Raw genomic sequence first — 25,711 nt, 5'->3', positions numbered from 1 at the left:
TAAAACAGATTAAAGTTTAACATTAATAGAATTGCTTATTGTTAACGATGATTTATCTTCTGCTTTTATGACCACTTTATCAAAGCTCCAATCGAAACCAAAATCTATATTTCCAGCAGTTAATGCTTCTACATTAAAATTGCTTAGTTTAAAACCTTTTAATATTGTTTGAGCAGTACCCATAGCATTAATGCCTTTTTTAACACCAGTTGCCTTAATGTTATAAATAGTAATATTTTGAAATGTAGGAATTCCTTTAGCTTCAGGCTCAACCCTGTTTAATAATTTTGTCCAATGTGCAGGGATTTTAGCTGGATCATAACCTGCCGGGAGTGTAGAATAGCTGTAGGTTGGGTTCCAATTGGGATTTATCTGAATTACATTTCCACCTCCGTTCATGGTTATATTTCCAAAGTAAACATCTTCAACGGTTCCTCCTCTGGTGCGAGCAGATTTAATATTAATCGCATTTCCAGTTCCATACCCCACTAAATCCGTTGCCCAAACATGACGAATACTTCCTGAAGTTTCACTTCCAAGGGTTAGCATACCTGCGCCTTTTCTAGCTACACTATTTCTAATGACCACATATTCTGTTGGGCGATTAACTCTCAACCCATCCCAATCTCGTCCTGCTTTTAAACAGAAGTTATCGTCATTACAATCAATATCACAATTCTGAACCAAAATCCATGATGACGAATCAACATCAATTCCATCTGTACTTGGTCCACTTCCATCTACATTATTACGGATGGTAATTTTATCTACAGTTATGTAACTAGAATAAAGTACTTGCACCGTCCAAAATCCAGCTTGCTGAATATTTAGTTCTTTTAAAATCACATCTTCTGAAGATTCTATTAAAATGGTGCGTGGTCTCTTGGCGTCATAATCCACAATCCAGCGTAAACCTTTCGGATCATAATCTTCCTTTCTCATTTTCCAATACATATCCCAAAATGGCTTGCCTTGCGCATTGATCAAACCTGTTCCAGAAATACTGGCTTTTTGTTGCTTAAGTACGTTAATTAAAGCTGCTGGCCATTTCATTTCTATGCCCGCCACTCTTGTATCAATTTCTGGATAATCGTTAATATTTTGACTTCCAAGTATCTCTACACCCTTGTCAATTTTAAGGTTTACTCCAGTTTTAACAAATAAAGAACCAGTAAGGTATTTTCCTGGTGCAAAAACAACAACACCTCCGCCTTTCGCGGCGCACTCATCAATAGCGTTTTGAATGGTTTTTGTATTGAGTGTTTTTCCATCGCCTATGGCACCAAAATCATTAACCTTAACTATTTTATTTTTAAATACAAGCGCTTTGGAGCCAACTTTACCTACCCAATTTGGAGCTGTAGGTTGTGCAATAACAGTAATGCTAAAAAAGATTAATGCGATAAGCATTAAAGGAAAGATGCGTTTCATAAACAAGAAATATATTTGATTTACTAAACAATAAACAACATTTGAACCGTTATTGATAGATGCTGTTAAATTAGAAAGAATTACACGGTCAACCGTCCTGTATCGTCCTGCTTGTTTAAACTGTTCGGTTACCGTAAAATTATTGGTAATACTACATCGATTCTCAATTTAAAATCACATTTTTGCAAAAATTATTATTAAAATAAATGCAGAGTTACTCCGAATTTCTTGATCTAAGTGTTGGTTTCCCTCAAGAGGGTTTCGATGTTATAGATGATGAATTGTATTTTCAGGATTTAAACCTGATGGAAATGATAGAAACCTATGGTACGCCATTGCGTTTCACTTATTTACCCTTGGTAAGCAAAAAAATTCAACAAGCTAAATTGTTGTTTCAAACAGCTATTATCAAAAATAATTATCGTGGCGATTATAAATATTGCTACTGTACAAAGAGTTCGCACTTTCGTCATATTGTAGAAGAAGCTTTAAAAAATGGCATTCACTTAGAAACTTCGTCGGCTTTTGATATGCCAATGATTGAAGCTTTGGAGAAAAAAGGCTCATTAACTAAGGATATCACAGTAATCTGTAACGGTTTTAAAACCTACCAATACAAAACATATATTATAGATATGTTGCATGATGGTTATAAAAACATCATCCCAGTATTGGATAACAAGGAAGAATTTAACCTTTACGATGATGAGATTGAAATGGATACACCTTGTAATTTAGGTATCCGTATCGCCGCAGAAGAGCAACCAGATTCGCAATTCTATACTTCTCGTTTAGGAGTACGTATGGAAGATGTAATTGAATTTTACAACAATAAAATTGCGGGCAATCCTAATTTCAGGGTTAAATTATTGCACTTTTTCATCAATTCCGGCATTACCGATTCTCCATATTACTGGAATGAGTTAGAGAAATATGTAACGCTTTATTGTAAGTTCAAAAAAATTAATCCAGAGTTAGATACTTTAGACATTGGTGGCGGTATGCCATTTAAAGATAGCTTGGTATTTGATTTCGATTATGAATACATGGTAAACGAAATCGTAAAACGTATCAAAGAAATTTGTGCAGAACACGATGTAATTGAACCAGATATCATTACCGAATTTGGGAAATATACAGTTGCTGAGGCTTCTGGAATTTTATATAAAGTATTAGGCCGTAAACAACAAAATGACCGCGAAAAATGGTTAATGTTAGATGGTTCTTTCATTACTAACTTACCAGATGTTTGGGCATTAAACCAGAAATATATTTTATTGCCTATTAATAATTACGATGCCGAATATGAGCGTGTAAACTTAGGTGGTATAACTTGCGATGGGCAAGATTATTACAACCAGGAAGCGCATATGAATAGTGTATTTATGCCTAAAACCCGTAAAGTACAGTATTTAGGCTTCTTTAATACTGGCGCTTATCAAGAAGTTTTAAGTGGTTACGGTGGCATTCACCATTGTTTGTTGCCAAGTCCGAAACATGTAATTATTCGCAGAAACAGAGATGAAACTTTTAACTTCGAGGTTTTTGGCGAAGAGCAAAACAGCAAGCAAGTTTTAAAAATTCTGGGTTATACTTCTTAAGAGATAAAAGAGCAAAGAACAAAGATTATAATCCTTCCCATTAAATTGGGAGGGATTTTTTGATTCTAACAAGTCCCCTTTAGGGGATTTAGGGGTAATTCAAATAATTTCTATATCTTCAATTTCCCTATTTAAATTTACGCTAACCATTTTACCTATGCTTAAAGAAGTTAACTTAAATAAGGTTTTTGTTATCGATATTGAGACTGTTCCGCTTTATCAGTTTTTTGAAGAGATGCCACAACAGATGCAGTCTCTCTGGGATACCAAAACTCAATTACTTAGAAAAGACCACAAAACCCCATCAGATTTTTATGAAAGAGCGGGCATTTGGGCAGAGTTTGGCAAAATAATTTGCATTAGTGTTGGTCTTTTTCATCATCAAAAAGGTGAACTTCATTTTAGGGTTAACTCTTATTTTGGGCACGATGAGGCAGACGTTTTAAGACAATTTAATGAGTTAATGGCTAAACAACCAAAAGACCAGATTCTTTGTGCACACAATGGAAAAGAATTCGATTTCCCCTATTTATGCAGACGAATGTTAGTCAATGGAATTGATATTCCAATCCAATTACAAATTGCTGGCAAAAAACCTTGGGAAATCCTTCACATTGACACTATGGAACTCTGGAAGTTCGGCGATTATAAAAACTATACCTCCTTAAATTTACTAGCCGCTATTTTTAACATCCCCACTCCAAAAGATGATATTGATGGCAGTATGGTTAAAGATATTTATTATCAAGAAAAAGATTTACCCAGAATTATAACTTATTGCCAAAAAGATGTAATTACAACGGCACAAATTTTATTACGTTTTAAAGGTCTGCCTTCAATTCCAACAGAAAATATTACCTTAGTGAAGTAATGTTAAACGTAAAAGAATTAGCCATTTCCTTTTTTAACCGAGAAGAAAAAACTTGGAGCGAAGCTGTACATCAAGTAAGTTTCAATTTAGAAAAAGGTAAGGTTTTAGGTATTGTAGGCGAATCTGGTTCTGGAAAATCGGTCACCTCTTTTTCTATCATGCGTTTACACGATTCTAAGAACACACAGATCACTGGCGAAATAGATTTTGATAACATCAGCTTACTAAAGCTATCAGACCATGAAATAAGAAGTTATCGTGGCAATAAAATGGCCATGATCTTTCAAGAACCAATGACTTCCTTAAACCCTGTATTTACTTGTGGTTACCAAGTTCAAGAAGCCATTATATTACACCAAAAAGTAGATAAAGAGAAAGCAAAAGCACAAACCATCGCCTTATTTAAAGAAGTTCAATTACCAAGACCAGAAAATATTTTTGATAGTTATCCACATCAACTGTCTGGTGGACAAAAACAAAGGGTAATGATTGCCATGGCGTTAAGTTGCAACCCCGAATTACTCATTGCAGACGAGCCAACTACAGCACTAGACGTAACTGTTCAGAAAACAATTTTAGAGCTCTTATTGCGTCTAAAAGATGAGCGCAACATGGGATTGATTTTCATCTCTCACGATTTAGCGGTAATTAGCGAAATTGCCGATGAATTGTTAGTGATGTACAAAGGCAATATTGTAGAGCAAGGACCAGCGAAACAAATATTCGAAAATCCACAACATCCTTATACAAAAGGGCTTTTAGCTTGTAGACCAGCACCACAGCGCAGGTTAAAAAAACTACCTATTGTTGCAGATTTTTTAAATGAAGATAAAGCTGTTAACGTTCAACATCTGTTGGAGATTAATAGCTACACCAACCAAGAAATTGAGCAAAGACGACACGAATTATACACACAAAAACCATTACTGCAAGTCCAAAATCTATGCACTTGGTACCCAATTAAAAAAGGTTTATTTGGTAAAACATCTGCATACGTAAAAGCGGTTGATGATATTTCCTTTGACGTTTTCCCAGGCGAAACTTTAGGTTTGGTTGGCGAATCTGGTTGCGGTAAAACCACTTTAGGAAGAAGCATTTTACGTTTAGTTGAACCAACCTCAGGAAAAGTAATATTTGATGGTACAGATTTAACTACTTTAGGTAAAGGAGATTTAAGGAAAATGCGCAGGGATGTGCAAATCATTTTTCAAGACCCTTATTCTTCCTTAAATCCAAAAATAACTGTTGGTAATGCCATAATGGAACCATTGCAAGTTCATCAGGTATTTAATACAGATAAGGAACGAAAAGCCCATGTTTTAAATCTGTTAGAAAAGGTAAACCTAAATCCAGAACATTTTGATCGTTATCCTCACGAGTTTTCTGGTGGTCAGCGACAAAGAATTGTAATTGCAAGAGCATTAGCCTTGCAACCCAAATTTATCATTTGCGATGAATCTGTATCAGCATTGGATGTTTCTGTCCAAGCGCAAGTATTGAATTTGTTAAGAGAGCTACAACAAGAATTTGGCTTAACCTACATTTTCATATCCCATGATTTAGCGGTAGTTAAACACATCTCAGACCGAATGATTGTAATGAACAAAGGCAAAGTTGAAGAAGAAGGTTTCCCTGAAATAATATACAATTCTCCACAAGCAGAATACACTAAAAAATTGATTGAAGCTATTCCGGGTAAAGAGAGTATTGCGGTTTAATTGTCTTGACTAGGATTTTTTGGATTGAATGATTTTAGGATTAATGCTCTCTGACCTTATACCTAGAAAAAGTACTCGAAATCCCAAATCTCATAAAAGCATATTTATCTTTAAAATAGATATTATAAGGGTCTTCTCCGTAATAACCAAAGCTGGCCATTACAAAAACATTTTGCATAAAAGGTAAACTATAATTGGCAGAACCTTCTACGTTTAATCTTCTTTTGGGTGTAAAAAAATCTTGATTGGCATATTTATTAACTGCATAAGAGAATTGTCCATTAAAACGCCAAGTTTCTTTTTCCAATGTATTTTTACCAGTAGCATTTGTTTGGCTTATCTTTTTCCAACCACCTCTTTGCCCGTGGTAAATTTGGTAAATTCTATAAGAGAAATCATAATTAAGTCTGGTAAAACCATAATCTCCAATTAATGCAGGTTCAAAATTAAACCATTTATGCCATTCTAAACCAACTTTGTGGTTGTAAGAATAGTAAATTCCAGTCGCCGATTTGGCAGATGTAAAATACCCAAACCTATATGCGGCAGTTAAATAGTTTGTGTTGAAATTACCTGTTTTTGTATTTATGGAACCATCGGTAAGAATCGCATCTCCATCTTGTCCATTGGAATGATGCGTAAAACTAAGCTGTGCATATTTGTATCTTTTAATATCATCGTTTAACCTCACGTAAAATGTTCCAGTCAACCTAAAGCTTGGTGTCCTTACACCAGCAGATTTATCAGTCCTAACTCTAGCTGTAAAATCTGGATTAAAGGAAAATGCAATTGGTAAACTTCTGGGTGCAAATAACATATAAGATGTGGTTAGCTTTCCGTTAATCACATAACCTGAAGGAGCTCCAATTTCGCCACCAGGCGAAGTATAAGACATTTCACTATTTTCTTTATATAATGAAATATAGCCTAAATTGAGTTGCTGTTTTTTTTCGATTAGTGAGTCTATATTTCCTTTCTGGGCAAGACCAGTAAAAGAAAGTAAGGAGAAAATAGATATGAGTAATACTTTCTTCATTCAGTATTTTGCTTTTTTTCTAGTTGATGAATATATACGTGTTACAATGTTTATCGGATGGCTATTTCGCAGTTCTTAGCACAGAATTTATTTTTAAACCCGATTGAAGTGGAAATACTTTTTGGCTTCAGAGCCAAAAAGATTGAAACAAAAAGCGGGACTGACCTTCCTATAAAAACAGGCTTTGCTTTTCAAACAATTAAATCGCTTCAATTGTGTTATAGAAACGTTATTTATTGGAAAAAATACTACAAGCTTAATATACATTTCCTATCTTCGATATTATACGTAAATAGCTATGGCAAAAAATAAAAATTCTCAATTTAAACTCGTTTTAACACAGATGATTAGTGATATATTCGAGAAAAACAAAAATGTGGCACTTAACCACAAACAAGTTGCTGCCAAGCTAAATTTAAGTGATAAAGCTGCTATTGATACGATTTTAGAAGTATTAGTAGAACAAACGGAGAATGGTTTATTCATTCGCCCAGAACGTGGAAAGTTTAGATTAAAAGAACAAAAAGTATTTATAACTGGTAAAGTTGACATGACCGCTGATGGATCAGCTTTTATTGTTCCCGATGATGAGTTTGAAAAAGATATTTTCGTGGCACCACGTAAATTGCGCAATGCCTTACACGGAGATATTGTTAAGGTTCACGTATTTGGAAAAAAAACCAGCGGACGTAGAAATGAAGGTGAGATTGTAGAAATTATAACTAGAGCCAAAACAGACTTCATTGGGGTTGCCAAAGTTTCTGAACGTTTTGCTTTTATCATACCTGATGACCGTAAAATGTTGCATGATATTTTTGTGCCTTTGAGCGATTTAAATGGCGCCAAAAATGGTCAGAAAGTACAAGTTAGCATAACCGATTGGCCCGAAGGCGCTAAAAATCCTATTGGAAAAATAATTAATGTTTTAGGCACACAGGGCGAAAACGATACCGAAATGAATGCCATATTAGCTCAATATGGTTTTCCTTTGAGTTTTCCTGCTGAAGTAGAAAAAGAAGCCAATGCCATTCCAGAAACAGTTAGCGAAGCAGAAATAAAAGAAAAAGACAGAAAAGATTTTAGAGACACCGTTACTTTCACCATTGACCCTGCGGATGCAAAAGATTTTGATGATGCCATTTCATTTAAAAAACTACCTAACGGAAACTTTGAAGTTGGTGTTCACATCGCTGATGTTTCTCATTATGTAAAACCTAACAGTGCCTTAGATAAAGAAGCTTACGAGCGTGCTACATCAGTCTATTTAGTAGATAGAGTTATACCAATGTTACCAGAAAGACTGAGCAATGGTGTATGTTCATTGCGTCCAAATGAAGATAAATTATGTTTTGCTGCTGTTTTTGAATTAGATAGCGAAGCAAACATTAAAAGTGAATGGTTTGGCAGAACAACTATCCATTCTGATAGACGTTTCAGTTACGAAGAAGCCCAAGAAGTTATTGAAGCAAAAGCAGGTGATTACGCTGAGGAAATTTTAAAACTGAATGAACTAGCTTATATTTTACGTGATAGGAAGTTTAAAAATGGAGCCATCAGTTTCGAAAGCACAGAGGTTAAATTTAAACTTGATGAACGTGGAAAACCGATTGGCGTTTATGTAAAGGAACGTAAGGATGCACATAAGTTAATTGAAGATTTTATGTTGTTGGCAAACAAAAAAGTGGCCGAATTTATTGCCAAAAAAGGCAACGGAAAGAACAAATATACATTTGTTTATCGTTCACACGATTCTCCAAACTTAGAAAACTTAAATAACTTTGCTGCCTTTGCTTCTCGTTTTGGTTATAAAATTAATACCAAAACAGATAAAGATATCGCTAAGTCATTAAACTTTTTAATGGAAGATGTTGAAGGTAAAAAAGAACAGAATATGTTAACACAGTTGGCTATTCGTTCCATGGCCAAGGCAATTTATACCACAAAAAAAACAAGTCATTATGGCTTAGCTTTTGACCATTATACGCATTTCACCTCTCCTATTCGCCGTTATCCCGATGTCATGGTGCATCGCCTTTTGGCTTTATACTTAGATGGTGGCCGTTCGGCAAATGCCGAAGAATATGAAACTGCAAGTTCTCACTCATCTGCTATGGAAAAACGTGCTTCCGATGCAGAAAGAGCTTCCATTAAGTATAAACAAGCAGAATTTTTAGAAGGGAATATCGGAAGTATTTACACTGGAATTATATCGGGTGTTACCGAATGGGGAATGTATGTAGAAATTTCTGAGAATAAATGTGAAGGAATGATTCGCTTGAGAGATATTACTGATGATTTTTATGTTTGGGATGAGAAAAATTACTGCATTGTTGGTCAACGAAAACATAAAAAATACCAATTAGGAGATGAAGTACAGGTAAAGGTTAAAAAAGTAGACCTTTCAAAACGCCAAATAGACTTTTCACTGATACAAGACTAAGCAATGAAAAGACTGTTTTTATTCATTTTTTTTATCTCATTTATAAACTTTGTTAAAGCTCAAGTTTTACAAGGTAAAATAATAGATGAACTTACTGGAGCAGGTATCCCCTTTGTATCTGTTGGTATTTTAGGAACTAATAGCGCCACTGTAAGTAATGAAAGTGGCGATTTCGTATTAAGGGTAACCAATTACCCTGCAAAATTAAGATGTAGTCACGTTAGCTATCTTTTAGCAGATTTAATATTAAATGAAAGTCAGGCTAGCTTGGTTGTAAAACTAAAACCTGCTAGCATTACGCTTAATGAAGTTACCATAGATCCTTACAAAGGGCAAAGACTAGTTAGGGCAGCACTCGAAAAAGCGAAAGGTTTTGCTAGCATAAATTTCTATGCCAACGCTTTCTATAGGCAATTAACAACTGTTAACAATAAGCCAAGCCAGATTTATGAATTATTCTACGACCTGCAATGGACCACAAGAAGAGTACAAGGTTGGGTAGCCAAACAAAGTAGATTTGCAGAATCAAATGAAGAAGTAGCTTTTTCAATGAGCAATCAGTCTTATTTAACATTTTTATATTCTGGTTATCTCTTACCAGAAAAAGGTGGTAAATTTGTAAGTTTAGTAACCCTTGCCGATTATGAAATATCAATTGATAAATACATCGAACAAGAAAATCAAAAGATTGCAGTAGTAACGTGTAAATACAAAAAAGGGAATAGAAATACTTATTACGTTAATTCAATCTATTATATCGGAATGGATGATTATGGTATTTATAGATTAGAAAACAGCTTATTTAATTTACCAATGAAGTTTTCAGAAGCTACTCCAAAATATCCACCACTAGCAACTACAATTGCTACATTTAATGGTTTTGGGCGTCTTTTCCCTGTTCTAGAAAGTGTTTCTACCAAATTAAATTTAAGTCTTAAAACTGGCCGTCAGAATTTGAACACCTCTGTAAGCTCGCTATTAACCATTTTTAATATTGATGACAATCTAAAGAATCAACAGTTCGAAACGTTAAACAGAAAAACTCAAGATAAAAGTGTGATAGAATCTATAAGATACGATGCTGCATTTTGGAGAAACAATCCAATTGTTAAGCAAACCACATTAGAGGGTTCTTTTATTAAAATGATGGAAAGCAAATCTGCTTTTGGCACCATGACTAATCCATAGAAAAATCAATGAAGAAGTGTTTTTTCCTTTTCTCGAGTTTAATTTTATTTGTCTTTCAACTCTCTGCCCAAAACATACAAGGAGTTGTTGTTGATGCAACCACAGGAAAAGGAATTGCTTTTGTATCCCTAGGTATAACAGGAACAAATTTAGCTACAGTAACCAATGAAAATGGAGAATTTGTAATTAAGGTTGAAAGCTATCCCGCAAAAGTAAGATTTAGCCATGTTAGCTATCTATTGGGAGAAACCAACTTCATACAGCCTAACCCATCTAAGCTAATAATTAAGCTAAAACCTGCTGTAACAAACTTAAACGAAGTAGTAATAGATGCTAACAAAGCAGAAAACTTAATAAAAGCAGCATTAAAAAAAGCAAAAGACAATGCTGGCAAGCAAATCTACGCTAATGCTTTTTACAGGCAATTAACTAGCATTAACAATAAGCCTAGCAAGGTTTATGAGATGTTTTACGATTTGAAATGGAACACTAAAGCTGCAAAAGGCTGGATAGTTAAACAAACACGATTTGCAGAAGACACCGAACAAGGCGAATTTGCCATTGCCAATCAATCTTTTCTAACCTTAATTTTTAGTGGTGTATTATTGCCAGAGCAGGAAGGGAAATTCATAAATTTGTACACATTAAAAGAATATGAAATTTCCATCGAAAAATACATCGAACAACCAAACCAAGATATTGCAGTGATAACTTGTAAATTCAAAAGTCCGAGGAGAAAGTTATTTTATGTAAACTCTACCTATTACGTGGGTACAAGAGATTTTAAAATATATAGATTAGAGAATGATATTTTTAGTATTCCTATGGATTTCCCAACAACCATAGTAAAAATCCCTCCTTTTTTAAACACCGTTGCAACTTTTAATGGAGATGATAAAGAATATCCAGTCCTTGAAAGTATCTCTACAAAACTCACTCTTTCAATTAACTATGGAAAGTCGCTAGCTAATATCAATGTAAACTCTTTATTAACTATTTTTAAGGTTGATGAAAGTTTAAAAAAACAAAATTATCGATCTCTGGATTCTAAAACTCAAGATCAAAAAACCATTCTCTCCATTAAATATGATGCAGAATTTTGGAAGAACAATCCAATTGTAAAACAAACCGCCTTAGAAGATTCATTCATCAAAATGATGGAAAGCAAATCTGCTTTTGGCACCATGACTAACCCATAAACAATGCACAGTCCAATACAACTACAACAAATTATAGAAGAAGCTATACCGAATATAGAGTACCCTAATCATCCTAAAGATTTATACGAACCTATACGTTATATCATGAGTTTAGGAGGTAAAAGAATTAGGCCAGTGATGGTTTTAATGGCTACAGAATTATTTACGACAGAAATTCATAAGGCACTTGATGTGGCATTGGCTATAGAAACCTTCCATAATTTCACCTTGGTACATGATGATATCATGGATAATGCTCCCCTACGCAGGGGAAAAATAACCGTTCACGAAAAATGGGGCGTTAATAATGCGATATTAAGTGGGGATGTAATGATGGTCGAATCTAACAAGCACCTTTCAAAGGTTGATTTATTAGTGCTAAAACCAGTATTAGATACTTTTAATGCTACAGCTCAAGGCGTCTGTGAAGGTCAGCAATTAGACATGGAGTTTGAACAGCGTACCGACGTAAGCATTGGTGAATATTTAGAGATGATCCGTCTTAAAACTGCTGTTTTATTAGGCGGTGCAATGAAATTAGGTGCAATAGTTGGTGGCGCAAATTCTGTAGATGCCGATTTATTATACGAATTCGGAGAAAATTTAGGTGTTGCCTTTCAATTACAAGATGACATTTTAGATGTTTATGGTAATCCAGAAAAGTTCGGCAAACAAGTTGGAGGAGATATCATTGCCAATAAAAAAACCTTTTTACATTTAAAAACATTAACCTTGGCACAAGGTGATGAATCTGATAGCCTAACTAGCATTACTGTAGACCAAGATATCAAAGTTAACGAAGTAACCAGTCTTTATAACAAATACGATATTAAGGAATTGGCAACTGCCGAAATGGACAAATACCTAACAAAAGCTAATCAGGCATTAGATAGTTTAGCGGTTGCTGATGAAAAGAAATATCAGTTTAGAGAATTGGTGCAGCAGATTCTGGAGAGAGAGAGGTAATTTAGTTCACTGGTGTCATTTGTTCATTAGGCGCTGTCATCCTGAGCTTGTCGAAGGATAGTTAGTCTAATATATTGTCGTCTGCTTTAGCTGATGGAACCAAGAGAATGAATGTCAGTCTGAGCGTACCTGTCCCGATTTTTTCGGGAGTCGAAGACCTTATAAAAAAATGGCAAACAAAAAAAGCCTCGATAAATTATCGAGGCTTTTTTATGCTGTAAATTAAATTACAATATTATTCTGCTGTTTCAGCATCATCAGCTTTAGCTGCTTTTTTTGCAGGTGCTTTTGCTGCTTTAGGCGCTACTTCTTTTTTAGCTGCAGGCGCTTTTGCTTCTTTTTCTTCAGTTGCTACTGGTGCAGCTTCTGCTTTTGGAGCAGCTTTAGCTACAACCTTTTTAGGTGCTGCTACTGGAGCTGCATCTTCAACTGTTACAGGTAATACAGAAACGTAAGATTTGTTGTCTTGTTTCTTTTTGAAAGTTACAATACCAGGTACCAAAGCGAACAAAGTATGGTCTTTACCAATACCAACACCTTTATCTGGGTGATGTTTTGTACCGCGTTGACGAACGATAATGTTACCAGCGATAGCTTCTTGACCACCAAAGATCTTAATACCTAGACGCTTGCTATGCGATTCACGTCCGTTCCTAGAACTACCGGCTCCTTTTTTATGTGCCATTTTATTTTATATTTTTTAAGCTGGGAAACCCAAACTTACAATTAAACAAAAGAATTAACTACAGAGTGATACTCTCAATCTGGATTTTGGTGAAATACTGGCGGTGACCATTTTTCTTTTTGTAACCTTTTCTACGTTTCTTTTTGAAAACGATTACTTTATCACCTTTTAAATGAGACACGATTTTAGCTGTTACCGATGCGCCTTTTACTGCAGGAACCCCTACTGTAATTTTACCACCATTATCAACCAACAATACATTGTCAAATTCAATACTAGCGCCTTCATCTCCTTGTAAACGGTGTACAAAAAGGTGCTGGTCTTTTGCAACTTTGAATTGCTGTCCTGCTATATTTACTATTGCGTACATTGTTAAATAATTATTTATTAAATTGTTTATTTTTTTTATCGAGGTGCAAATATAGAATAAATACTATTCAAACACAAACAGATAACGAAAATAATTTACAAGAAAGGTTGATGGACAAGAGTTGATGGTTGATAGACACAGCCATTTATCAAATCTCTCCTATCGTTTTGATAGAAAAATAAGTTTTAGAAGAGCAAATTTGTGTTTTTTCGGAAAGTCCTGTCCTGCTTTACGTTTTACTTCGCTGCACTATGTACTCACTACTCCCGATAGCTATCGGGACGGGTCTAGTTTACAGAGATTAGTACTACTATTTGGGGTTGCATAACGCAAAAAAAATATTAATTATCAAATCATATCTGTGTATAATCGTTTATAAACGATTATACTCGAATACCAACCATTTAGAAAACGTAACTCAAAAATGCATTTTGCTATATTTAAATGCATTTTTTATAATGATTAGTTTCGTATATATTTGAGTTGTGCGTCATCTTAAAACGACATCCTACACCAAATGAGTTTACAGGGACAGACCGTTAGAATTATAGTAAGCGAACCTTGGGATTGGGAAGGGAACTTATTTGGAACAATTCTTTCTGACAGAGGAGGACAAAAATTATTAGTAGAACTGACCAAACCAATAACAGGTAAGAAACTTACAAGTAAGTTAATCGAACTTACACCAAGATATGAAAAGACAACTTTCAGACCCTTAACCCAAAATTACTCTGTAACAGTTGGAGGTGCATTGGTAACAAAAGACACAGACGAATTTGACTATATTATTATTGGTAGTGTAACAATTGACTGAGTATGAACAGGAATAATCAAAAAGAACCACTTTTTAGAAAAGTTAATACCAAAGCACGAAATGTACACCACAATTTCGGAGGAGATTTTAAATATTCAAGAAATAAAAAACAAGAAACATTAGAGCAGGCAAAAGGGACTATGTATGGTAAAAAAGAAAGAGGTTTAGATTATACGCCACTTTTTAAATTTTTACTATCAAAAGTTGGTTCAGAATGGAATGAAATATTTAGCGAAGCAAAATCAAGATTAGATAAAACAGAACCAATTTTTTGGTTAGTCGCATTAAATCAAAATGAAAAAGAGGACTTTGTTAGAATTAGTGAATCGACTTACTTTTCAGGAATGTATATTGACGATGAAGGGATTTTACAGTTGACAAACCTCACATTAAAACCAGCAGACTTGAAACATTACTGCGACTGCTGTACACATACTTTTAATGGAACAGTATATTAACTAGAAGAAAAAAACGAACGCACAACACTGCATTGGCATTATGGCGACTGACGAATATACGCTCAACATTGCACTACTAGTTAGCTTTTGTGCTATATATGGCTGAAGAAATACTATTTCCGCCACAACGCCAATGCTTCAACGTTAGCTGCTACCCTAGCCGACACTACCACCATGGTGTAAACTGCAAATCCTTAAACATATAGTACTTAAAATCCTTATGGAATAATTACTTTATCTACATCATATCTATAAAAAAAGCATCAATTAGATAATAACTACAAGATTGTGAAGAAACTGCAAACAACCTTACTTCTATTTTTATTATCGTTTCAAATTGCATTTTCTCAAATAAAAAAAATAGAAGGTGATACCGCTTATTGGTTTAAGAGTAACAAAGAGTTTCAAAAAACTTTAAATTTAAAGGACCTTGAAAAATCTCCAGATGAATTTAATTTTAGATTTCGGAATCATGGACAAATAATTGAAATCACAAAAGATAGTTCTAGTATTAATGGTAATATAACGAACTACATATATCACAAAAAAAAAGCAAATAGAGATAAAACAGATACATTATTCAGTAAAATAACTTTATCTCCCGAACAAGCAAAAAGTGTTTACAACATTATCCTCAATTCTAGGATTTTAAATTTACCATCTGATAATAAGATAGAAGATTGGAAGAAAGGTGCTGATGGAATCACCTATACAATTGAACATTCTGACAAAAAAACTTATTGGCTAAAAAGCTATTGGACACCAACCTCACAAGGCTCTATCCCAGAAGCATTAATAATCTTAAATTTCATAAAAAATCTTTCTGACAAATTAAATCTACAAGAAACGTACACGACATTTAAAAACGACTTGCCAAAAAATGGCTGTTATAATTCGGGAGGGATAGGTATAGCTTGTTATATTTCAAATTCTTTAGAATTAGGGTATAGTGGAGCAAACAGATTGCCATTTGGGTTTTACACTTCGTATAATGCGTCATTTATAGGAAAAATGCAAGTAAATTCTGGCATCGGTTTACAATACAACTTTGACAAAAATGGATTTCAACACTTGAATCTCCAAACCTCGAAATGGAATATATTCTATAAAAAATCTAATTTTTCTGACTTTATTGCATACAACTATCAAAACAGGAAACTCGACATAGATAAAGTAAACAATAGATTTCAAAATCATCAAATTAAATACGGGTTAAATCTGAAAAATAATTTTGGACTTGGAGCTGGACTAGATTACTTAATTAACGGGCAAGAAAAAATCGGACCGCATTTATATGCATTCAAATGGTTTTCCAAACTAAAGATTAGTACTATACTAACTTCCTCAATATTTGACAATCAAATAAATTACAAAGCAGAAATACTTAAATCTATTAACCTAAATTATAAATCTCCTATACATCGAATTACTACAGGATTGGTTTATGAAGATTTCATGGATTATAAAGATTTGTACTTTAGGGTTCAAGTGTCATTCTAAAAACCCTCGCTGGCGCACGCGTGTCACGTGTGCCATACACTAAATCTCATCCAAACACTAACCCTCCCTCTCTAACCGCATAAAAAATCTCCATGCGTTAAAAAGTGTTAAATCATTTTTAGTATTACGAAATAATCGTAGATTTACGAATAATTAATTACAACTAATCAAATTAATATGAAAACTTTACTGACTACAATATTAGCCCTGTCTATAAGCACAGTTTCATTTGCCCAAAATCCTGACAAGGCATTAACCAGAGTGAGTTACAATTTCACTCACATACAAGACACTACTCAAAAAGACAGACCTTATAAAGAGAACATGCTTTTGCTAGTTGGTAAAAATGCTTCCGTTTATACGAGTTACGATAAAATCAACCAAAGCTTAGCGAGAAAAAAGCAGATAGAAGAACAAATGAAAAATCAAGCTGGTAATGCTAATGTAAGTATTACTGTTAAAAGCACAGGTTACACCCCTACTTCTTCAACAGACTATTTCTACTTCGCTAAAGAGAACAAGTTTTACACTAAAGAACGAGTTTACAATTACTATTTGGTAGAAGAGCCAACCACAAAAGTCAATTGGAAAATTACAAAAGACACCACCAGTTTTTCTGGGGTTCATTGCCAAAAAGCTACTGCAACTTTTAAAGGTAGAAAATGGACGGCCTGGTACGCTACAGAATTACCTTTCCAGAGTGGACCTTGGAAGTTAAATGGTTTACCTGGTTTAATTATCGAAGCTTACGATGATACAAAGACTGTTTCCTTTCAATTCGCAGGAATGGAAAATGTGAGTGAGGCTCAAAACGAGCCTACAAAAACAAGTGTAAGCAGTGGAACCCAAGTAACCGTTTCAGATGGGGGTGTTGCAGTATTCAGTGGTGGAGCTGGTGGCGTAAATAGTGTTAGTCCATATTTGGGAAATGAAATTAAACTTCCCGCAGATGCGATAAAAGCAAGCAGACAAGAGCTAGACAAACTAAAAGAAGCCAGAGATAAAGACCCGCAGGGATTTATGAAAACTCAAATGGCTGGTAGTAACGAAGGTATCATCACTGTAACAGGTGTTGCCATGTCCAGACCTGCTGGCCCAACTTTACCAAAAATTGTATTGAATAACCCTATTGAGTTACCTGAGAAGAAATAAGAAATGACTTGGCTTTAGTTAGCGTCATTGCCAGCTCGTCCCGATAGCTATCGGGATGCACGGGAAAGAGGCGCCAATAAATAAAATATTAAAAAACCAAACAAACATAACATGAAAACCTTTTTAACCACTTTTTTAGCATTGGCAACTACAGTAGCTGCCTTTGCACAAAATCCAGACAAAGCTTTAGCAAGAGTAAGATATAGCTTTACGCACCTACAAGACACCACACAAAAAGATAAACCCTATACGGAGAATATGCTCTTGGTTATTGGCAAAAACGCTTCTGTTTACACCAGTTACGATAAAATAAATCGTGATTTAGAAACCCAAAAAGCCATTGCAGAACAGATGAAAAACCAAGCTGGTTCTAATAATTTCAGCATCAATATCAATAGAACAGGTTCAAACCGAGTATCAGACCTTGATTATTTCTATTTTGTAAATGAAAATAAGTTTTATACAAAAGAGCGTTTGGTTACCAATTACTTGGTTGAAGAAGATGTACCTAAAATAGGCTGGAAGATAGCTAAAGACACCACAAGTCTGTCAGGTGTCCATTGTCAAAAAGCTACGGCTCATTTTAAAGGCAGAAACTGGACGGCTTGGTTTGCTCCTGACCTACCTTTTCAAAGCGGACCTTGGAAATTAAATGGCCTACCTGGATTAATTGTTGAAGCTTATGACGAAACCAGAACAGTTCAATTCAAATTTGCTGGTTTTGAAAATGTAAAAGAAGAAGATGTAAAAGCGGCTGCTAAAAATGATCCAAAAATAAATGTTCCAGGCGGTGGTCCTGGTACTGTAAAAATTGTAGGCTTAGATGTGGGCACAACTTATTTAGGCGCAGAAGTTAAACTTCCAGCAGATGCTGTAAAAACCACTAGAAAAGAATTAGATAAGCTTAAAGAAGCCAGAGATAAAGATCCACAAGGATTCATGAATGCACAAATGGCTGCTCAAGGAGTTACAATGGCTGCCGGAACAGGCATAAGAAGAACTGTTGGAGGTACAGGTGGTGGTGCTCCCATTAAAATTGTAGTTAATAATCCTATTGAATTACCTGAAACAAAATGAGAGCCTTAATCATCACCCTATCATTTTTCTTATTTGGATTTGCATCCGCCTTTGCGCAGAAACAAATTAAGGGAAAGGTTAAAGATACAAAAGGAGCCCCTGTCGTATCTGCCAATGTAAATTTAAAAGACAAGGAAGGCAACATCTTAAGTTTTACAAGAACGGATGATAAAGGAAACTTCACTTTATCATTTACCGAAGAAAACAAGGATTTAACTATAGAAGCAACAACTATTGGCTATGAGAAAAAAATCATGGTGGTTACCGACTTAGCTAAAGTTTACGATTTAGTAATGAAAGATAGCGAGATTAACCTCAAAACAGTAGTTGTAAAAAATCGCCCTGCCCTGAGTGTAAATGGTGATACCCTGAGCTATAAAACTTCTGATTTTGCCGACAAACAAGATAGATCAATTGGCGATGTACTTAAAAAAATGCCAGGCATTGAGGTGAGTGAAGATGGCAAAGTTAGTTACAACGGCAAGGGAATTTCTGCACTTTACATTGATGGAGACAATGTTTTGGATGATAAATACAGTATTGGTACCAAAAGCATCCCTCAGGGTGCTGTAGATAAAGTGCAAGTGATAGAAAAAGACCAACCTATAAAAATGCTCCGTAAAAACAACATGAGTGACGACGTGGCTCTAAATTTAGTAATGAAAGATGAAGCTAAATTAAAAGTGATGGGCGACATAAGAGCTGGTTTAGGTACTCCAGATCGGTTTGATGGTAATGCCAACGCCATGATGTTTAAAAAGAAAACAAAATTCATCAATAACCTTAAGGGAAATAATGTTGGCATAGATCCAGGTATAGATTTAACATCTTTTAATCCATTTAATTCAGGTAATGATAAACCTAGTGGTTTTCTTTCTGCAGGTGCGGCGGGTGTACCTACCCTACCACAAAAAAGAACATTATTTAATAAGGCCGGATTGGCAAACTTAAATAACCTGTATAAGTTTAGCGAGGAGTTGCAAGTAAAAGCAAATGTTGCCTATCTGTACGACCAAAGAGACCAACAATACAGTAAATTCTCTGAGACATATCTTTCTGGTCAAACAATTACTTATAACGAACTGCAACAAAACGCAATTAATCCCCAAAAGTTTCAAGCTAAATTAAATGTTTTGGCTAATGCTGATGACCATTATTTCAGCAATAACCTAGTTACCAATTACAGTTTAAATAACACCGCTTCTAGTATAGTTACTAATGGGATTGGCGCAAACCAAGCTTTAAGCCAGAAAAACTTTGAGATCTCTAATGAGTTGAGTTATCGTAAAAAATTAAAATCAGAAAACACCTTTAATTTTTTCTCTTTCATCAGTAGAACAACCCAACCTGAGGTATTAAACATTAATCCAGGGCTAAATGAAGCCATATTAAACAATAACCAACCGTTTGCAGGTCTAAATCAGTATGTGAAATTACCTACTTGGTATACCAACAATTACACAGCATTTGCTTTTGTAAAAAACAAATTTACGCAGACTTATAGAGTTGGCTTTAATGTACAACATCAAGAGTTAGGCTCAGAATTGTATCGTGTACAAAATAGCGGAAGTACTGAATTGGTATCATCTCAAATGACCAATAATCTAGCGTGGTTAAAAAGTAAATTCTATACCGATGCCACTTACGAATACAACTCTGGCAACTTTAAAGCAAGCCTTGGTTTACCTATAAGTTACAATTACATCAGCTATGCCGATGAAACCAAAGGCTTAGATAAAAATTTGAACAGGATATTTGTAAATCCATCATTAAGCCTTAAATACCAAACAGGTATAGAAAATTACGTAACTGCTAGTTATAGCTTTAACAACAGCTTAGGTGGTATTGATGATGTTTATCTTGGAACCATTTTAAAGAACTACCGATCATTATTTGCAAATGATGCCCCAATAACAGAAAGTAAATCTCAATCTGTTGGAGGAGCTTTTAATTTCCGCAAGGCGATGCAAATGTTTTTCTTTAACCTAAGCGCAAATTATACCACTTCTACCGTAAATACCATATCATCTTATAATCTATCTAACAACATTCAACAACGGGTAGTTATATCATTGCCAAACGACATGAAAAGCTTAGCTTTTGCTGCAAATGCAAGTAAATATCTTTTCAACTTAAGAAGTACAGTAAACGTTGGTGCAAGTTTTAACCAAGCCACATTTGAGCAATTGCAAAACAACGAATTATTACCTTTCACTTCTCAATCTCTAGCATATAAAGCAGGGATCGATTCTAAGATAAATAACTTCATCAATTGGTCTTACAATGCCACTTATGCCATTAGCACCAATAAAACCACCAGTGCAAGTGCAATAAAAAACAACAATCAACAACTTAGACAGCAATCATCGATAACTGCAACAGCGTTTAAAAGCGTATTCATGACTTTGTCTGCGGAGCATATATTTACACATCAAACTACACAACCAGATCTAAAATATCTATTCGCTGATTTCAATGTGAGGTACAGAGTTCAAAAATTAAAAACAGATTTAGAATTTGGTGTAACAAACTTGGCAAACATCAAAAAATTTGAAGCCAATTACCTTTCGGCCAACTCTTTTTCATCAGGCACTTATTATATTCCAGGAAGAGTAGCAATGATGAAAGCAACATTTAATTTTTAGGTTATTAGCCTGGATGGGCGAAATAATAGTTAATAGTTAATAAACCACACAAACAATGGAGAAGCCCTGAAACTGTAAAGTTGAAGGGCTTTTTTTCCTACACATCCGTCACCCTGAATTTATTTCTCGGCTCCCATCTGCGATTAAACAGTTTACGCAGAAAAGACACAGAACAAGTACTACTTGCTAAACCGCTGATAAGAACTGAGCAACAATTCTCAATCTTAATAAAACGTATTAAAATACAACCTGCGCAATCAGTGTCATCTGCGGGAACCTTTGGAAAAGCAAGTAAAGTATTCCATTTCAACGTCAGTCCTGCCCTTTGCTACAAATCCTCGCCTCTCCCGATAAATCGGGACCGTCTGTGGGTTTTGCGCTTCGGTCAGGTTTATGATACACAGGATAGGAAAACTATTCATGGTTTCCTTGCATAGTTAAAAAACAGATGTATTAATCAGTGTTTATCTGTGTGCATCTGTGGTAAAAAATCGCTGCAAAAAACTTTAAACTTTACTACATTTAACGCAATTAAATAACGATGATAAAAGACGTAAAAATTTTAAAAACAGAGCTGCTTTCAGACAATTGGTATATCCTTAAAAAACTAACTTATGAGTACTTAAAAAAGGATGGAACTCATCAACAACAAACACGTGAAGTTTACGACAGAGGCAATGGTGCAGCAATTTTACTCTATAACACCACTCAGCAAACCGTAATTTTAACCAAACAATTTAGATTGCCAACATTTGTAAATGGTAATGAAGATGGAATGTTGATAGAAGCTTGTGCTGGTTTATTAGATAAAGACAATCCAGAAGATTGCATTAAACGCGAAACCGAAGAAGAAACTGGTTATAAAATTAAGGACGTTCGTAAAATTTATGAAGTCTACATGTCACCCGGTTCAGTTACCGAAAAGCTTTATTTTTTCATCGCCGAGTATTCAAATGAAATGAAAATTAATGATGGTGGTGGTGCAGAAGGGGAAGAAGAAAACATAGAAGTTTTAGAACTACCGATTGATGAGGCAATGCAGCTATTAGATAATGGCGAAATAAAGGACGCCAAGACAATTATGCTTTTACAATACATCAAGCTAAAAAACATATTATAATCCGTGAATAATATTTTGAAAAGTCGTCATTCCCAACTTGATTGGGAATACTTACTAATAATACAGGTTAATTTTATGGATTAGTTTTTTTGCCATATCCTACAACACTAACCTCATCTAAAGATTTACTTCTTTGAATGGTTACATTCTTTATTTCAGATGGATTTACTTTATTGAAATCTTCTTGACTAATTTTTTGTCCATTTAAAAAAATAGTAGCGTTTGTTCTCTTCATTGCACTATCTGGTAATTTTGTGCCTGTTTTAAAACCCCTAACAATAACCGTTTCAGCATGAGGTTTTCCGGCAAGCGTTTTAGGTAATTCTGTACCATGCAACCTAATAGATATATTTTCAATTTTTGGTTCTCCATTATCACTTAAAGAATCTGTTTTGAGCATAAACATTCCAGAAACTCTCCCTTTTATATTAGCCGGCAACTCTCCCTTTCTTGCAATAATAAAGGCTTTTTCTGGGGTTAGATCTGGTAAAGATGAATAGGCAGAATCTGTTATGATATTAATGGTATTTACTATAAAATCAAACTTTAAGGAGGCGGTATCCTTAATAATATCAATTGTTTTAACAGCAGATTTCTTTTTAACAATTTGCTTTTTCTCAACTATCGGAGTTTCGTCTTTTTCTATAATTCTTGCATAAATTAATGCTTGTTTTATTGGAGCAAGGTGTTTTTTAACATCTTTTTTAGAAACCGTAAAGGCCAATGTGGTTAACAATAAAACAGGCAAAACGAACATGTAACGACTTAAAGTTAATTTAGATGAACGTTTAGCATTCATCATTTTTATGCGTTTCTTTAAATCAGAAAGGTTAAAGTTATTTACAATTTCTACGGCTGGAACTAAATTCCCAACATCTAACAGACTGTATTGATAGGCTTTTTTATCTACACCTTTTTTTAAGATTTTCTCATCCGTTATAAACTCTAAGTTTTCTTTAACAGCCTTTTTCATTAGCCAAACCCCTGGATTAAACCAATAAAAAACCACGCTTAATTCTGCCAAAATAATATCCAACGAGTGCCATTCCTTAACGTGAATCTGCTCATGCTCTAAAATGGTTTGTAATTCTCTTTCTTGATGTAAAGATGGGTTGATGTAAACAGTTTGCCAGAATGAGAACGGACTAACTGGTTCATTTAAAATCCTTACTTCAAAGTTTGCCACAGAACCTGGAGCAGACTTTTTATGCATGCTGTAAAGGGAAACAAATTGAACAATTAACCTAAAAGCCATTACAAATACACCAACATAAAACAATGCAGCAATCCATTGCCAATATTGGTCAATAAAACTAGTTGGCACCAACTGTTTCACTTCTGGTACAAGGGCTGCTACTTGTGGACTTTGTTTATGAAAAAAATCAGTTAAATCTATAAAAGGATAAATGGTGCCGAAAAGAATACCAAATGCCAAAAAAATGCGATTAATCACATAAAATGTTAAGCGGCGAAGAATAAGATAATAAGCTGCTGCAAATAAAATGAGCACCAGATTTATCTTAAGCAGAATGATAAAAAAATGTGGCATGACCTTATTTTTTTGGGTTCTCGATTAGATTGATTATTTCTTTCAATTCATCTGCACTGATCTTGTTATCCTTTGCAAAAAAGGCAACTAATTCTTTATAAGAACTTTGGAAATAATTATTTACAAAGCCATTCATGAAACGTTTTTTATACTCCGCTTCCTTAACTTTTGCACTGTAACGATTAGCATTTGCATAACGCTCGCTCTTAAGGAAACCTTTACGTTCTAGATTTTTTACGGTTGATGCTAAAGTTGTATAGGGCGGTTTTGGCTCTGGCATTGCATCCATAAAGTCTTTAATAAACCCTGCACCAACTTGCCAAATGGCCAACATCGCTTCTTCTTCCTGTAGTGTTAACTTCTCCATTATTTACGAATATATCGTAAATATACGAAATATTAAATGATTTAACAAACTGAAAATGTTAAGATATGTTAAGTAATCCTTTGAAGATAAAATACATACCCAAAGACAAAAGATAAACAGTTTTCACGTTCTGTTTCGGAATATAAGTGAGTGTGCAAACTTATATGCACTTATAATCTCTTATATGTTTCAAATTTCTTGATGCTAAAATTATTTCTATGGTGAGTAACGATCCAAAAAACCTCTTAAGGTTTAGCATACCTATCTTCAACCTCATCAATGGTCTGCTTGATTATTTTTTGAAGTTGATCTGCCCTATCTGCAACAGCTATATCTTCATCATAATCTGTCATTAAAACAATTTTTTTTGTCTTCTTTTCGTAGTTAAAAACCATTTCATACCGTAAGACTTTTTTACTATTTAAGTCTTCGTTTTTATTGGCAATTACATCAGGCAAGCTCCAGATATCAAGTTCATTTGCCTTACTGTGAATAAAGATGATGTTATTACTACGAAGCTTGACCACTTTTTTAACAAGCTGATCTCTGTTGTCCAAGTATTGATAATCGCCTGTGGCAGAATGATAACTATTTGCTAACGTATCTCCTACCCCCCATTTATAGCTAACAGAAATAAAAGTTGAAGCAGCATAAGGTCCTCGTTTTAAATTAATCAAGTAGTAACCTCCAACCCCAGCAATTAAGATAACGGCAACGGTAGCAATTAAGGATATGTTTTTCTTTATGAAGTTCATTGGTTTAATGGTTCAGTAGTTCAATGGTTCATTGGTCAGAAAGTCCGATAAGTCCAGATTCAGTAAAGACAAGTCGGATAGAATAATTGTTAACTTAACTAACCATCATTTCCCAACCTTAACGTCGAAAACCCTAAACTCCAATATCTTCGGACTTTCGGACTTCTCACTTTTTCGCTTTTTCCTCAGCATCAATAATACTTTGCTCAATGATTTTTTGCATTTGAGCCGCGGCATCTTTCATTTTAGGGTTGCCATTAAAATCAGACAAATAAGTAACTTCCTTAGATTTTGTCTCGTAATTAAACTTCATGAAATAACGTACAGCCTTCGAATTTTTTAAATCGTTTTCATCGTTTGCCACAACATCTGGTAAATTCCAAAAACCTTGCTCATCAGCATTGCTATCTAAGAATTTTTTATCTCTTTCAGTCAACATGACCTTAGTTACAATTAATGAATCTTCATTATTGTAATACCTATATTCGCCTGTGGCAGAATTATATGAATTTTCTAAGTTGTTTCCTGCTCCCCACTTATACTCTAAAGAAACAAATTCCTTAGCCTTAAATGGTGCATTGCGAATAATTGGTGCGTAGTAAATAACGCAATAAATTACAAAAGGAACAATAATGGATAAGGCTAAAAATATCTTTTTTCCTCTACTCGTCATATCTCTTATTTATATATTTAAAATATTTTAACTTATTATCTCGCAGATTTCCGCAGAATTCGTATTCTTTTCTTAAACCGCAGATTTCTATTAAAC

Annotated in this window: 22 protein-coding genes; 14 read left to right on the top strand and 8 right to left on the bottom strand. The window is 34.5% G+C overall.

Annotated elements, in window-relative coordinates:
• Positions 1-9: 9 nt before the first annotated feature.
• Positions 10-1,431: a glycoside hydrolase family 28 protein gene (locus EZ428_RS21935; RefSeq protein WP_131555484.1), complete on the bottom strand. Its 1,422-nt coding sequence runs from the start codon at positions 1,429-1,431 to the stop codon at positions 10-12.
• A gap of 206 nt (positions 1,432-1,637) precedes the next feature.
• Here EZ428_RS21935 and EZ428_RS21930 point away from each other — a divergent pair, with 206 nt between their 5' ends.
• The 3 genes from EZ428_RS21930 (at position 1,638) to EZ428_RS21920 (ending at position 5,621) form a co-directional block, all read left to right on the top strand.
• On the top strand, positions 1,638-3,032 hold the full coding sequence (locus EZ428_RS21930) for an arginine decarboxylase (RefSeq protein ID WP_131555483.1): 1,395 nt from the start codon (positions 1,638-1,640) through the stop codon (positions 3,030-3,032).
• Positions 3,033-3,189: 157 nt separating this feature from the next.
• Positions 3,190-3,903 carry a 3'-5' exonuclease gene (locus EZ428_RS21925; protein ID WP_131555482.1) on the top strand — a complete coding sequence of 238 codons (714 nt, stop codon included), beginning with the start codon at positions 3,190-3,192 and terminating at the stop codon, positions 3,901-3,903.
• Positions 3,903-5,621 carry an ABC transporter ATP-binding protein gene (locus EZ428_RS21920; protein WP_131555481.1) on the top strand — a complete coding sequence of 573 codons (1,719 nt, stop codon included), beginning with the start codon at positions 3,903-3,905 and terminating at the stop codon, positions 5,619-5,621. The genes EZ428_RS21925 and EZ428_RS21920 overlap by 1 nt, the downstream gene beginning before the upstream one ends.
• A 40-nt stretch (positions 5,622-5,661) precedes the next feature.
• On the opposite strand, the gene EZ428_RS21915 is transcribed toward EZ428_RS21920, so the two are convergent.
• Positions 5,662-6,657, bottom strand: coding sequence for a hypothetical protein (locus EZ428_RS21915; protein WP_131555480.1), 996 nt, complete (start codon positions 6,655-6,657; stop codon positions 5,662-5,664).
• 298 nt (positions 6,658-6,955) lie between these two features.
• Here EZ428_RS21915 and rnr point away from each other — a divergent pair, with 298 nt between their 5' ends.
• Genes rnr through EZ428_RS21895 form a run of 4 tightly spaced genes read left to right on the top strand, consistent with a single transcriptional unit; the run spans position 6,956 to position 12,450 of the window.
• Positions 6,956-9,097, top strand: a complete 2,142-nt coding sequence (rnr, locus tag EZ428_RS21910; protein WP_131555479.1) for a ribonuclease R — start codon at positions 6,956-6,958, stop codon at positions 9,095-9,097.
• A 3-nt stretch (positions 9,098-9,100) separates the two neighbouring features.
• The gene (locus EZ428_RS21905) at positions 9,101-10,285 is read left to right on the top strand and encodes a carboxypeptidase-like regulatory domain-containing protein (protein ID WP_131555478.1); all 1,185 of its coding nucleotides are present in this window, start codon (positions 9,101-9,103) and stop codon (positions 10,283-10,285) included.
• A gap of 8 nt (positions 10,286-10,293) precedes the next feature.
• A complete protein-coding gene (locus EZ428_RS21900) occupies positions 10,294-11,484 on the top strand; it encodes a carboxypeptidase-like regulatory domain-containing protein (protein ID WP_131555477.1) in 1,191 nt (396 codons plus the stop codon).
• A 3-nt stretch (positions 11,485-11,487) separates the two neighbouring features.
• On the top strand, positions 11,488-12,450 hold the full coding sequence (locus EZ428_RS21895) for a polyprenyl synthetase family protein (RefSeq protein ID WP_131555476.1): 963 nt from the start codon (positions 11,488-11,490) through the stop codon (positions 12,448-12,450).
• Between the two features lie 235 nt (positions 12,451-12,685).
• Here the strand turns inward: EZ428_RS21895 and rpmA are convergent, their stop codons facing one another.
• Together rpmA and rplU are read right to left on the bottom strand one after the other, a co-directional pair.
• Positions 12,686-13,135, bottom strand: a complete 450-nt coding sequence (rpmA, locus tag EZ428_RS21890; RefSeq protein WP_131555475.1) for a 50S ribosomal protein L27 — start codon at positions 13,133-13,135, stop codon at positions 12,686-12,688.
• Between the two features lie 58 nt (positions 13,136-13,193).
• Complete coding sequence (gene rplU / locus EZ428_RS21885; RefSeq protein ID WP_055133669.1) at positions 13,194-13,505, bottom strand: 50S ribosomal protein L21; 312 nt, start codon at positions 13,503-13,505, stop codon at positions 13,194-13,196.
• A gap of 517 nt (positions 13,506-14,022) precedes the next feature.
• On the opposite strand from rplU, the gene EZ428_RS21880 reads away from it, so the two are divergent.
• From EZ428_RS21880 to nudK, 7 genes are all read left to right on the top strand, one after another.
• Positions 14,023-14,319: a hypothetical protein gene (locus tag EZ428_RS21880; protein WP_131555474.1), complete on the top strand. Its 297-nt coding sequence runs from the start codon at positions 14,023-14,025 to the stop codon at positions 14,317-14,319.
• Between the two features lie 2 nt (positions 14,320-14,321).
• Positions 14,322-14,777, top strand: a complete 456-nt coding sequence (locus EZ428_RS21875; protein WP_131555473.1) for a hypothetical protein — start codon at positions 14,322-14,324, stop codon at positions 14,775-14,777.
• A 288-nt stretch (positions 14,778-15,065) separates the two neighbouring features.
• Positions 15,066-16,277: a hypothetical protein gene (locus EZ428_RS21870; protein ID WP_131555472.1), complete on the top strand. Its 1,212-nt coding sequence runs from the start codon at positions 15,066-15,068 to the stop codon at positions 16,275-16,277.
• A gap of 177 nt (positions 16,278-16,454) precedes the next feature.
• Positions 16,455-17,429, top strand: coding sequence for a GLPGLI family protein (locus EZ428_RS21865; RefSeq protein WP_131555471.1), 975 nt, complete (start codon positions 16,455-16,457; stop codon positions 17,427-17,429).
• Positions 17,430-17,540: 111 nt separating this feature from the next.
• Positions 17,541-18,506 (top strand): GLPGLI family protein, encoded by a 966-nt coding sequence (locus EZ428_RS21860; protein WP_131555470.1) that lies wholly within the window; start codon positions 17,541-17,543, stop codon positions 18,504-18,506.
• Positions 18,503-21,151 (top strand): carboxypeptidase regulatory-like domain-containing protein, encoded by a 2,649-nt coding sequence (locus tag EZ428_RS21855; RefSeq protein ID WP_131555469.1) that lies wholly within the window; start codon positions 18,503-18,505, stop codon positions 21,149-21,151. The genes EZ428_RS21860 and EZ428_RS21855 overlap by 4 nt, the downstream gene beginning before the upstream one ends.
• A 541-nt stretch (positions 21,152-21,692) precedes the next feature.
• Positions 21,693-22,271, top strand: coding sequence for a GDP-mannose pyrophosphatase NudK (gene nudK, locus EZ428_RS21850; protein WP_131555468.1), 579 nt, complete (start codon positions 21,693-21,695; stop codon positions 22,269-22,271).
• A 73-nt stretch (positions 22,272-22,344) separates the two neighbouring features.
• Here the strand turns inward: nudK and EZ428_RS21845 are convergent, their stop codons facing one another.
• From EZ428_RS21845 to EZ428_RS21830, 4 genes are all read right to left on the bottom strand, one after another.
• Positions 22,345-23,820, bottom strand: a complete 1,476-nt coding sequence (locus tag EZ428_RS21845) for a M56 family metallopeptidase (protein ID WP_131555467.1) — start codon at positions 23,818-23,820, stop codon at positions 22,345-22,347.
• 4 nt (positions 23,821-23,824) lie between these two features.
• Positions 23,825-24,187, bottom strand: a complete 363-nt coding sequence (locus EZ428_RS21840) for a BlaI/MecI/CopY family transcriptional regulator (protein ID WP_131555466.1) — start codon at positions 24,185-24,187, stop codon at positions 23,825-23,827.
• Positions 24,188-24,432: 245 nt separating this feature from the next.
• The gene (locus EZ428_RS21835; RefSeq protein WP_131555465.1) at positions 24,433-24,942 is read right to left on the bottom strand and encodes a hypothetical protein; all 510 of its coding nucleotides are present in this window, start codon (positions 24,940-24,942) and stop codon (positions 24,433-24,435) included.
• Positions 24,943-25,108: 166 nt separating this feature from the next.
• A complete protein-coding gene (locus tag EZ428_RS21830) occupies positions 25,109-25,615 on the bottom strand; it encodes a hypothetical protein (protein ID WP_131555464.1) in 507 nt (168 codons plus the stop codon).
• Between the last annotated feature and the right edge of the window lie 96 nt (positions 25,616-25,711).

Source organism: Pedobacter frigiditerrae (assembly GCF_004331645.1).
Lineage (GTDB): Bacteria > Bacteroidota > Bacteroidia > Sphingobacteriales > Sphingobacteriaceae > Pedobacter > Pedobacter frigiditerrae.
The sequence above is the reverse complement of the archived record's forward strand: the minus strand, read 5'-3'. Positions and strand labels throughout refer to the sequence as shown.